The organism is Paenibacillus sp. MDMC362 (genome assembly GCF_003269305.1).
In the GTDB taxonomy this organism is placed as follows: Bacteria; Bacillota; Bacilli; order Paenibacillales; family Paenibacillaceae; genus Paenibacillus_AQ.
Map to the genome: position 1 here is coordinate 257,856 of NZ_QLYT01000014.1, position 12,384 is coordinate 270,239.

Genomic DNA, 12,384 nt, shown 5'->3' on the forward strand with positions numbered 1-12,384 from the left:
TTCGCATCCCGCCGTTCTGAACCCAATGATGATATGTTATACGATTGAAGGAGAAAACGGTTCCTGATTTCTTACTTTCCTTACTTCAACTCGGCAATGGTAACGCCATTGCCGCCTTCGCCGTAATTACCTAAACGATGACTCTTAACATGCTTGTGCTTGCGCAAATAATCCTGAATTCCGGTTCGCAAGATCCCGGTGCCTTTGCCATGAATGATGTAAATCTGACCCAAGTTCCCCAGAAATGCCTCATCAATGAACCGATCCACCTCAATCAGCGCTTCTTCCAGATTCGCGCCTCTTAAATCCAGCTCATTCCGGATGTTGGTATCGCGAGTCCTCTTTAAGACGGTCGCATGCTGTTTCGGCGCCTGCTTAGCGTTTGCTGCCGGATTAAACAGCAGCTCCAAATCATCCAGCGACACCTTCATCTTCATGATGCCGAGCTGAACAACCGCTTCCTTCGAGCCGGCCATTTCCACGACATGCCCTTTCTGATTCAGGCTGAGTACCCGAACCTCGTCTCCAGGCTCAATGCTGCGCTGCTGCTGCGCTGAACGCTGGCCACCCGCCTTCTTGCCTTGCTGCGGTTCGGCATCGTCCAAACGCTTTCTGGCAGCAATCAGCTTATGTTCCTTAACGGAAGCCCCTTCTTCTTGGGCAATCTTGCGCAGATCAGCGATGATTTCCTCGGCCTCACTCCGGGCCTTGTCCACGATCTGTCTCGCCTCGGCACGAGCTTTATCAACCAGCTTGTCCTTCTGCTCTTCCAGCTTCTGAAGCTCGTGCTGGTGACGAAGACGCAGGTCCTCCATTTCCTTACGAACCTGCTCCGCCTTCTCACGCTCTACTTCCGCGGTGTGACGATTCTCTTCGAGGGATGCAATCATATGCTCCACCCGTTGATCCTCTTCCTTGACTTCGCCACGGGCAAATTCCAGAATGGATCCCGGCAATCCCAAACGTTCTGCAATGGCAAACGCATTACTGCGTCCAGGCACGCCTACCAGCAGCCGGTAGGTCGGGCTTAGGGTATTGATATCGAACTCCATGCTGGCGTTAATCACGCCTTTGCGTTCATATGCATAAGCCTTCAATTCTGAATAGTGCGTCGTCGCAATCATGCGGCAGCCCATGCGGTGGATATGCTCCAGGATGGAAATCGCAAGGGCCGAACCCTCCGCAGGGTCGGTCCCCGCTCCAACCTCATCAAGCAGCACCAGACTCTTCGGCGTCATCTGGCTTAATATTCGGATGATATTCGTCATATGGCTGGAGAAGGTACTGAGGCTCTGCTCAATACTTTGCTCATCACCGATGTCCGCGTAGATCGCATCAAACACGCACATCTGGCTGCCTTCTTCAGCTGGAATAAAGAGCCCGGACATCGCCATCAGGTTTAATAACCCGATCGTTTTGAGCGTAACCGTCTTACCGCCGGTATTCGGACCCGTGACGATGATGGATGTATAGGAATTGCCCAATTCCACATCAAGCGGCACAACCTGATCCGCCGGGATCAGCGGATGTCGGCCTTTACGCAGCTTAATATAGCCTCTGTCATTCATTCTTGGCAGAGAAGCCTTCATGACATGGGCCAAACGAGCCTTGGCAAAAATAAAGTCGAGCTGGCCGATCAGATCCAAGTCAATGGACAGCAGCTCAGCCTGTTCGCCGACCTGGGCGGTCAGCTTCTGCAAAATCACTTCGATCTCCCGCTCTTCCCGCATTCGCGTCTCGCGCAGCTTGTTGTTCATGGCTACGATGGATTCCGGCTCAATAAACAGCGTCGCGCCTGACCCGGACTGGTCGTGCACGATACCGCCAAAATGCGAGCGATATTCCGCTTTAACGGGGATGACAAAACGGTCCCCGCGTATCGTAATTAACTGGTCCTGGAGCATCTTCGCCACGGATTGCGATCGAATCATGGACTCCAATTTCTCGCGAATGCGAACTTCTCCGCCCCTCAGCTCCCTCCGGATCTGGGAAAGCTCAGCGCTTGCGGAGTCAAGAACCTCAGCAGCATCATCAATACACAGCCGAATGGCATCTTCCAGGGGCTTTTGCTCCGAAATAAGATCACTCAGATTGTAGAGGATCTCAATCTTCTCGTCTTCATGAATCGCCGCAATAAACCGCTTGATTCGACGTGATCCATGAATCGTATTCGACGTAGCCAGCAATTCATGGGGACTTAGCGTCCCTCCGATTCTGGCCCGCTTCAAAGCATCGTTGATATCGGAAATCCCGCGAAAAGACGGATTTCCCTTGAGCCTGTCTACGGTGTAGGCCTGATCGGTAGCCGCAAGCAGATCCTTTACAGCCTCCAGGTCGGTTTCAGGCATTAACTTTTCAGCTCTTGCACTTCCCATGGAGGTTTGCGTGTACTGGGTTAATGTATTTAAAATTTTCCGGTATTCTAAAGTTTGCAAAATCTTGTCATTCAAGAAGTTCACAACTCCTCTCAATCAATGCATATATTATATCGAACCTGACGGGAAATCGCCAAGGAATCAAAATCCTTCCACACATAACCGACGGTCCTATTGAACAAAATAAATTCTGCGTAACATTCCAGTCTTATTCTAAGGAGGCAGGTACCATGCAATTTCTCGGGCACGTTGTTCGATTTATCGTTGCCGCACTCGTTCTTATGGTTGTCGGATGGATTGTCCCCCAATTCACCGTTGGCGGATTCGGAAGCGCCCTGTTGCTTGCGCTCGTTATCGCCCTGATTGGTTGGGCTATTGAGGGCATTTTCGGCAAAAAAGTCACGCCTTTTGGACGTGGCATCGTGGGCTTCCTAGTGAGCGCGCTCGTGATTTACCTTGCCCAATTCATCGTTGGAGGCGTCAGCGTCTCCGTATTGGGCGCTTTGCTTGCTGCACTGGTCATCGGGATCATCGATCTGTTCATTCCGATTTCCACCCCTTTTGAAGCAGGCAGAACCCGTAAATAGAAGAACGTCCCTACTGTTAGAGGATTCCTCTGAAACTTCCTGAAACGAACCGATCGGCAGCTGCATTACTCCACATTAGCCCTCTGTTGCAATATGCGCAGGGGGTTTTCATTTTGGGCACAACCCATTTTTCTATTTCCAACTTCTCCTATATTATAAAGTAAATGCGTATCATCGTTTAAACCGTTCACGTTCACCAATTTTTCATAACACGTATGTGCATCCACTCTTTTTCTGCGCTATCATAAAGATTGGAAAATATATTTCACAATTATTTCATAGTCAGGAGAGGTTATAGTGAAAAAAGGCATAGCTTTACTTGTTTCATGTATGCTCCTTTTTGTATTGGCTGCCTGCGGCGAAGACCAGAAAGAGTCCCAGGGAGGTTCCGGGATCACGGATACCGGCGTAGCACCGGAAGCTGAACTCGTCATTAAGGGCACCAATTTTCAATTCGACCAAGAGGAATATCGGCTCAAGAAAGGTGTGCCCGTCAAGATCACTTACGAAAACGAAGACGGCAACCATGGCGTTATGATTCCTGCGCTTGGCCTGCAGCTGGACCGTAAAAACAACTCCACTGTCGTTACGCCGGATGAGGCGGGAGAATTCGAAGTTTCGTGTTCCATTATGTGTGGGGCGGGTCACAGCAAAATGATCTCCAAACTTATCGTCGAAGAATAGCAGATCTCTCACGAAATAAACCTCCGGATCGCCAGAGTATCCTCTGCCTAGTCCGGAGGTTTTTTCAGGTTCACATCTTCGCCATGGCCTAACGCTGATCCTGCTCAATCAACTCGATCCACTCATTATATTCAACTTGGAGCTTCGCATATTCTTCCTTCAGCTTACGGTGTTCTTCTTCAAGCTGCGCAGATTGCTCCGCCTTCATTTCCTGTTCTGCCTGGAGCAGTCGATACTGGTGCATAACCAGCTCATACTGTTCACCTAAATCGGAATACTGCTGTGCCGCTTCACTTTTCTCGTCTTCCAGACGCTCACAAGCTTGGCGTGCGGATGCAATTTCCTGCTGCCAGGACTGGAGCTCTTCTTCGAGAGCAAGCTTGGTTCGTTTCCACTCATCGCGCTCGGCGGCCAGCTTCTCGCTGTCCTTGGCAAGCTGCTCCCGTTCCGCCATCCATTGCTGGTGTTGCTCCTGCCACTGAACGGCGCGTTCCTCTGAATCTCTCAGCTGCTCGGCGAGTTCACGTGCGCGCTCTTCACTAGCAGCTGCCTTCTTCCGAAGCTCATCCAGCTGATTCGACACCGTATCGTATTCTTCTTCCAGCATGGCGTACAGTTTGTTGGTCTCTTCCTCTCGGGTTCCAGCTTCCTTCGTGAGCTTCTCCAATTCTTCATGGCGAAGCTGCAGTTCCTTCAATTCCTCTTGGGCACTTCGGCGCTCGGACAGGCTTCGGTCAGCTTCGTCCTTCATGACCTGGATTTCATCCTGGAGTCCCTTCATTCCTTCTTCCAGGCTCTCGTTCGCTTCCATAAGCTCGACAATTCGCATCTCCAGCTCGCCGGTTTCCTCTTTGCGCTGATCAGCCAGCGTACGCCAGGATTGAAGCTCGCTGCTTAGACGCTGCAGCTCTTCCTGCTGTTTGCGAGAGGTCTGATTCGCATCCACCACAAGTTTTTGCAGACGACGGCGTTCCTCCTCCGACTTGGCAGATTCCTGCTTCAGTCCTTCGAGCTCCTTCGTCAGCCCTTCCGCCTTCGTACGGAAGGAACGCAATTCCTGCGAAGAGGCTTCGGCTTGCTGTCTGGACGATTGGAGCGCTTCCTTCAGCTTGTCCGATTCCGCTTTTACAGTACCGAGTTCCTTCTGGGCGGACGACAAGCGTGATTGAAGCTGCCCGCCGCTCGTTCGCTGCTCGGCAAGCTGCTTCTCGAGATCCTGGACGGTTTTCGTATACTTCTGTTCCAGATCCTGCACCGTCTTTGTATACTTCTGCTCCATATCCTGCACGGTTTTCGAGTGCTGCTGCTCCTTCAGGAGCTCCTCTTGTTTGTAGATGCTCTCCTGTTTCTTCAATTGCTCAGCCAGCTTCTCTTCAGCCTGCTTCGCAGAAGTCCGTTGACTCTGTTCCAGCTTCTCGATGGCCTGCTTATGAGTGAGCGTCAGCTGCGAAATTTGCCCTTCATAGCGGCGCTTCATTTCTTCAATAGACTGCTTATGGCCGCTCTCCAGCTTCTCACGCTGCTCCTTAAGACGCGCCTCAAGCTGCTGTTTCTCCTTCAGCAGTTCCGCCACGCGGTCCGATTCCTTCTGGAGCAATTCCTTCGTACGCTCTGACTCCGCGGTTAGATTCTCCTTGGACTTCCTGTATTCCTCAGCCAGTGTTGTCTGCTCCGCCAGCTTGCGCTCCAACTGCTCCAGCTGCTGACGATGTCTCTCCTGCTGCTCAATTTGAAGTCCTTGCACCTTGGCAAGTTCCGTGCGCAGTTCATTCCGCTCGGCCGTCATCTTCTTGGCCTCATTCTGAAACTCCAGCTTCTGCAAAGCTTCTTCAGCCATATGTACCGCAGCTAGGACTGCAATGCGCGGGGTATCCAATCGAGAGTGCGCCTTGGATATGGTACGCATGCGGTCATCTACATAATTCGCTACCTGTCTGGTGTAATCACTGCTACTGCCAACGAGTTTATAGGAAGTTCCGTAGATATCTACGGTAACGCTTTTACGGTCCGATGTAGTCAAAATTGTGCCCTCCTTCTATTATGTGTAGGTTCTATGATGTCTGAAATGGTCTATTCTCTACATTCATTATATATGAGATATCATCTGTAGACGAACCTCAAGAAAACAGACCGAAGTTTGGTATATGATAACACAGTTTTGTGCTTATAATTATGTACCCTGCGGGCATCCTGATGCAAATCACAGTTCAATTTAGAGCAAAAAAGCCCGCATCGAATCCCTGATGTAATGGATTCGATGCGGGCGTTCACAATTCCTGCTATTTTCTTAATTCTGCGCCAAAAGTTTGCTGAAGGGCAGCAACCGCTTTTTCCGTGACGCCGGCAACCTCTTCATCGGTCAGGGTCCGTTCCTGATGACGGTACGTCATGGAGATGGCAACACTCTTCTTGCCCTCTCCAAGCTTGCTGCCCGTGAAGACGTCAAACACCTGAATCTGCTGCAGAAGCTCACCTGCATTCTCCTTGATTACTTGAATCAGGGAGCCGGCTTCAACCTCCTCATTCACTACGAGGGCAAGATCTCGTTCCATGCCCGGAAATCTAGGCAAATCGCGGTAAACGACCCGAGCATTGGTCAGATCATACAGCGGCTCAAGCAGAATCTCGGCGGCATAAGTATCTTCCAAATCCAGATCCTGCTGCGTCTTCGGGTGAATTTGTCCAAGTACGCCTAGCAGCTGCTTATTCTCGCCTTGACCCGCATACACGGAAGCGGAACGTCCCGGATGGAAGCCAACCGGACCGTTAGCCTCGTAAGTGATATCTTCCACGCGAATGCCAAGGTAGTCGAGCACCGTTTCGAGCGCACCCTTCAAGTCGAAGAAATCCACTTTGGCCGGCTGGACATTCCATTGCTTGCTGCCTTTGCGTCCCGACAGCAGCAAACCGAGAACAGGACGCTCCAGCGGCTGCTTTGTCAACGTCTTCTCATGCGTATGGAACAGGTTCCCTATTTCAAACAGAGCCAGATCCGGCTGCTTGCGGTTATGGTTATACACCGCGATATCCAGCAGCTGTGGGAGCAAGCTGGTGCGAAGGACGCTGCGGTCCTCGCTCATTGGCATGGCCAGCTTAACCGCCGTGCCGTCTGACGACAGGGAAGTGAACATTTCCGCTTGCCGCGGGTGGATGAAGGAATAACCCAGAACCTCCTGGAATCCGCTATGCGTCAGCAAACGGCGAAGCGAGCGGCGGATGGACTGAGCGATGGTCAATGAACCCGGTGTCGTCGGACCTTCAATGGCCGTTGTCGGGATATTGTCGTATCCATGCAGACGGGCCACCTCTTCAATGAGGTCTACGTCAAGCACGATATCGCCGCGGCGGGACGGCACTTGAACATCCACCAATCCTTGGCCCGCATCTCCGCAAGGGAAATGCAACCGGGCAAAGATCGTTTTTACCTCAAGCAGGGACAGCTCCGTTCCCAGATAACGATTGAGCTTCTCCAGCGATAAAGTAATGACGGTAGGCTCGGTGTCCGCACTGCCTGCTTCGACGATTCCCTGATGGACAGCGCCGCCGGCATATTTCGCCATCAGTGCCGCTGCACGGTTCAGTGCAGGGATAACTGCGGCGGGATCCACTTCCTTCTCGAAGCGGGAGCTTGCCTCTGAACGCAGTCCAAGCTGGCGGGATGTTTTGCGGACGGTGCCGCCATCGAATTTCGCCGATTCCAGGAAAATATTCACCGTGCTGTCCGTTACTTCGGATTCCAGGCCGCCCATAACGCCAGCCAAGGCCACTGGCTTGCCGCCTGCTGTAATCACCAGCATATGCGGCTCCAGGCGACGCTCCGTGCCATCCAGCGTCACCATCGTTTCGCCAGCTTCAGCCATACGAACGTGAACTGCGCCATCCTTCAGCTGATCGGCATCAAAAGCATGCAGCGGCTGGCCATATTCCAGCATCACATAGTTCGTAATATCCACGATATTACTGATCGGGCGCACGCCTGCCGCCATCAAGCGGTTCTGCATCCACAGCGGAGAAGGACCGATCTTTACACCGGTAATGAAGCGTGCCGCATAATGGCTGCACTGCTCGTCAGCGCCAATCGTAACCGAGATATGATCGGCTGCTGCATCTTGAACCTCCAGCATTTCCTTTTCCGGGTTCGGAAGACTGAGCTCACGCCCCAGAATGGCGCTCACTTCGTAAGCTGCTCCCAGCATGCTGAGACAATCGGAGCGGTTCGGAGTCAGATCCAGCTCCAAAATTTCATCGTTCAGACCCAGCACATCCACAATCGGTTTGCCGATTTCCGTATCCGTCGGAAGTACCAGAATCCCTTCCTGCAGCTCTTTAGGCAGCAGTTTGTCATTCATGCCCAGTTCCTTCGCCGAGCAGATCATGCCTTGGGAGAGCACGCCGCGCAGCTTGGCCTTCTTGATATCCATACCGCCAGGCAGCTTCGCGCCCACAAGCGCCACCGGCACCTTCTGGCCCGCATCCACATTTTTGGCTCCACACACGATCTGGAGATCTTCTTCCTGACCCGCATCCACAATACATACATTCAGCTTGTCTGCATCAGGATGTTTCTCCTTGCTCTTAACGTAGCCTACGACCACTTTGTTAATGCCTTGATTCCGTTTCTCGATCACATCGATTTCAATACCAGCCGAAGTAATGCGGCTCGCCAAATCCTCTGAGGTCACACCTTCGAGCGAAATATAATCGGACAACCAATCGGTTGAAACTCTCATTGTCTATTCACTTCCCTTTATCGTTAAAATTAGATCCGCGTGAACTGATTCAAGAATGCTGTATCGTTGTTGAAGAAGTGTCGGATGTCATCCACGCCGTATTTCAGCATCGCAATCCGCTCAACCCCCATACCGAAAGCAAAGCCGCTGTACTTCTCAGGGTCATAACCGCCCATTTCAAGCACCTTCGGATGAACCATGCCGCAGCCTAAAATCTCAAGCCACCCTGTTTGCTTGCATACGCGGCAGCCGCTGCCGCCGCATCTTACACAGGATACGTCCACTTCCGCGCTTGGCTCCGTGAACGGGAAGAAGCTTGGACGCAGACGGATCTGCGTGTTATCGCCGAACATCTCCTGCACGAATTGCAGCAGCGTTCCTTTCAGATCACTCATGCGAATGTTCTCGCCGATGACCAGGCCTTCGATTTGGTGGAACTGAAACGAATGAGTCGCGTCATCGTCATCCCGGCGGAACACGCGTCCCGGGCAGATGATTTTGACAGGCGCTTTGCCTTGCATCGACAGCATTGTACGGGCTTGAACCGGGGATGTCTGTGTACGCATCAGCAGATCTTCCGTCAAATAGAAGGAATCCTGCATGTCACGTGCCGGGTGATTCTTCGGCAGATTCAGCGCTTCGAAGTTGAAGTAGTCCGTTTCCACCTCGGGTCCTTCTGCTACCCGGTAACCCATCCCGATAAAAATGTCCTCGATATCCTGGATCACCTTGCTCAATGGATGAACAGCGCCTTGGCTGAGCCTGCGGCCCGGAAGGGTTACGTCCACCTTCTCTGCACGCAGGCGCTCTTCGGTTTCCTGCTGCAGGAATGCTTCCTGCTTGCCGGAGATGACTTCCTCTATCGCGCCCCGAACGTCATTGGCCACCTGGCCGATAACAGGACGCTCTTCTGCGCTCAGGGATCCCATTCCGCGCAGGATTTCCGTCAAGGCCCCTTTTTTGCCAAGGTATTTCACCCGCAGATCGTTCAGCTGCTGCGGATCGGTAACATCCTGCAATTGCGCCAATGCTTCCTGCTTTAATGCTTCTAATTTTTCCTTCATGGCTATTCGCACACCCCTTTGTAAACTCCATCATCGTAATGAAAACAAAAAAGGCCTCTCCTCCCGAAAAGGGACGAAGAGACCGTGGTACCACCCTTGTTAACATGTTTCATACCCTAACTAAGGCGGTAAAATCCTTAGCCACGAGTATGCCTTATCATGCTCACTTGACCGACGTAACGAATCGGACCCGTTATCCCCTACTGACCGGCAGCTTGCCGTGTTCAGGGAACTGCTCCGGAGCGAACTTCACCAGCCTGATTCTTTGAGGGACACTCTCAATCCACGGTATCCCTTCCCTGTAAAGAGGCACTGACTACTTTTCTCCATCGACGCATTTGTTACATATGCAAATATATAGGGTTTATTATATGCAACCTTTCGGGATATGGCAAGTTTCATTTCCCCATTTTAACCCCATCCGGCTGATTTTAATCGCGAGCCCTGATCTTATTCAGACTGAAGCCTAGCCAGCTCAGCGCGAAGCTCCCTGATCTCGGCAAGCCAGCTTCCCTCGTCCCCGGGTTCAAGATCTTCGGCTGACAAGCCCAGTAATTCCTGAATCCGGTATTCGAGTTCCATCCGCCGGTTGTCCTTCGCCGGATCTCCCTTGATCACGCCGGTCCGCGAGGCCTGTTCTTCCTCCTCGTCCATACTTCCCTCGAACCAAACCGGAGCTTCCCCGGGCGTCAGCGTAAGCAGTCGGTTCGCGATTTTACGCACGAGATACCGGTCATGGGATACGAGCGCAATCGCACCGGGAAAACTCACGAGTACTTGTTCAATGACCTCGCGGGTATCCACATCCAGGTAGTTGGAGGGTTCATCCAACACAAGCAGATGCGCACCGCTGAAGTACAGCTTGAGAAAAGCCGTTCTGCACTTCTCTCCCATACTCAGCTGCCCCATCTTCTTAAACACATCGTCCCGTCTGAAGAGGAACGAACCCAGTAAAGTACGTGCGCGGCTCTCCGTCATTCCCGGAATGACAAGCAGACTGTCAAGCAGCGTGGTTTCGGGCTCCAGCCCCTCCAGCTCCTGCGAGAAATAACCGATCTTGACAGAAGGATTACGGGTAATCCGGCCTTCATGCGGTTCGATTTCGCCCAGAAGCAGCTTAAGCAGTGTCGTTTTCCCGCTCCCGTTAGGGCCTCTTACGGCCAAGCGGTCGCCGCGGTTCAGATAGAAGGTGAGCTTGTTAAAAAGCTGCTGATCTCCGTATCCAAAACAGATATCCTTCACTTGGACGAGGGTACGGCCACCGAAAGCCTCCCCTTCCAACTCCATGTTCAGCTTGGGACCGTTTCGCGGTTTATCCACCCGCTCTGCTTCCAGCCGTTCCAACGCTTTTTCCTTGGCATGATATCTTGAGATGTTTTTCTTGGCCTTGGCCTTGTAAAAGCTCGCGGTAATCTTGACGTCATTCACGTCCCCGGCCGCGTTATGCGCTTTATGGAACCATTCCTCATATCTTCGGATCGATTCCTCCAGCGCTTTGCGGGCCAGCTCCTGCTTTCGGTAAAGCGTCTCCTGCTCGCGCAGCTCCCGCTCCTTTTCGCGGCGGTAATCCGTATATCCTCCCCGATAACGCCGAAGTTCCTCCGAGGTCAGCTCACATACAGAGGTTGCTACCCGGTCGATGAATTCCCTGTCATGGGATACAAACAACACGGTGCCTTTATAGGATGATACCAGCCACTGCTCCAGCCAGACCAAGCTGTCACTGTCCAGATGGTTCGTGGGCTCGTCAAGCAGTAAAAATTTCGGTGCCGATACAAGGAGTCCTGACAGCATGACCTTCGTCTTCTGGCCTCCGCTCAGCTCGCGGTAAGACACAGGCCATACCTCCGGTCCGATGCCCAGCATCGTCATCGCTTTCTCCACCTCGGTCTCCCACTGGAAACCGTTCTGGGACTCGTAACGCTCCAGCAGATTGCCATATTGCTCAAGCAATGATTCCATCTCTGCAGCGCTGCCGCCATTCATCTGCTGCTCGACGCCGGCAAGCTGAAGCTTCAGCTGCCATAACGAAGGGTGACTGCGGCTGCGCACCGTATCGATGGCACTCCTCTCGGTTTCGTCCGGCTCATCCTGCTGCCTGAGCCAGCCCCAGCGCTCTCGTGGGAGAATCGTCTCCACAACGCCTGAAGCAGGTTCCAGCTCGCCGGCCAGAATCGAGAGGAGCGTGGTTTTGCCGGTGCCGTTGCGCCCGTACAGCGCAATGCGCTCTCCTTCTGCCACCTCCAGCTGAATGCCTTCAAACAACGGCCTTCCTTGGAGCTCCATACTTATATCTTTTGCTTTTAGAATCATGGTCATATCGCCTCATCCTCTCTCTTTGGAAAAACTAAAAAACCGCAAGCGATGGCCTGCGGCAGATATCATGAGAGAGGATTTGTACTGAACTGAATAACGGGACGAACGCGCGCCACAGCACACTTCCTTCGGCTGATCATTCCAAGCCAGCCCTGACGGTATTGAGATGAAAGGCTCCATACCCTCGGCTGTCAGCGAAAGCTGCAATCCGTTCCGTATATGTGATTGTTTTGCATAAGAGTACCACTTTCGACATAACAAAAAGAGGTACCCCAGTCACATTGTTCAGACACGCCAAATCTCTCCCTCTACCGCCGTAGAGAAACGCCTGCAAACCACATGCAGTTGTTTTTAGAGAAAAGGGTGTCTTACTTCATTGGACTAAGTTACCTCGCATTCTTGGAATGAAATTATGGCCATTATAACAGATATTCTTAAGAAGTAAAAGGGCTGATTAGGGGAACTTCTACATATTCGATTTCCTGCTATCCCTCGTTTAACTGGTCCCATTCACAATTCGAAAAAAAGAAAACAAAAAACCCTTGTCACCAAGGGTTTCCGTTTCTAACGTAAGCGGGTGATGGGAATCGAACCCACGCTACCAGCTTGGAAGGCTGGAGTTCTACCA

Annotated in this window: 7 protein-coding genes; 2 read left to right on the forward strand and 5 right to left on the reverse strand. The window is 52.2% G+C overall.

From position 1 onward, the window contains the following. Positions 1 to 80 precede the first annotated feature (80 nt). On the reverse strand, positions 81 to 2,450 hold the full coding sequence (locus tag DP091_RS06925; protein WP_113057635.1) for an endonuclease MutS2: 2,370 nt from the start codon (positions 2,448 to 2,450) through the stop codon (positions 81 to 83). Positions 2,451 to 2,605: 155 nt separating this feature from the next. On the opposite strand from DP091_RS06925, the gene DP091_RS06930 reads away from it, so the two are divergent. Both DP091_RS06930 and DP091_RS06935 read left to right on the forward strand, forming a co-directional pair. After that, positions 2,606 to 2,962: a phage holin family protein gene (locus DP091_RS06930; RefSeq protein WP_113057636.1), complete on the forward strand. Its 357-nt coding sequence runs from the start codon at positions 2,606 to 2,608 to the stop codon at positions 2,960 to 2,962. A gap of 297 nt (positions 2,963 to 3,259) precedes the next feature. Beyond that, positions 3,260 to 3,646 carry a cupredoxin domain-containing protein gene (locus tag DP091_RS06935; RefSeq protein WP_113057637.1) on the forward strand — a complete coding sequence of 129 codons (387 nt, stop codon included), beginning with the start codon at positions 3,260 to 3,262 and terminating at the stop codon, positions 3,644 to 3,646. 88 nt (positions 3,647 to 3,734) lie between these two features. Here DP091_RS06935 and DP091_RS06940 read toward each other — a convergent pair whose 3' ends face one another. From DP091_RS06940 to abc-f, 4 genes are all read right to left on the reverse strand, one after another. Continuing rightward, positions 3,735 to 5,666, reverse strand: coding sequence for a cell division protein ZapA (locus tag DP091_RS06940; RefSeq protein WP_113057638.1), 1,932 nt, complete (start codon positions 5,664 to 5,666; stop codon positions 3,735 to 3,737). A 259-nt stretch (positions 5,667 to 5,925) separates the two neighbouring features. Beyond that, positions 5,926 to 8,376, reverse strand: a complete 2,451-nt coding sequence (gene pheT / locus DP091_RS06945) for a phenylalanine--tRNA ligase subunit beta (protein ID WP_113057639.1) — start codon at positions 8,374 to 8,376, stop codon at positions 5,926 to 5,928. A gap of 29 nt (positions 8,377 to 8,405) precedes the next feature. Further along, entirely contained in the window at positions 8,406 to 9,440 is a 1,035-nt protein-coding gene (gene pheS / locus DP091_RS06950; protein WP_113057640.1) for a phenylalanine--tRNA ligase subunit alpha, read from the reverse strand. 450 nt (positions 9,441 to 9,890) lie between these two features. Then, positions 9,891 to 11,759, reverse strand: coding sequence for a ribosomal protection-like ABC-F family protein (abc-f, locus tag DP091_RS06955; RefSeq protein ID WP_113057641.1), 1,869 nt, complete (start codon positions 11,757 to 11,759; stop codon positions 9,891 to 9,893). Positions 11,760 to 12,384: the final 625 nt, after the last annotated feature.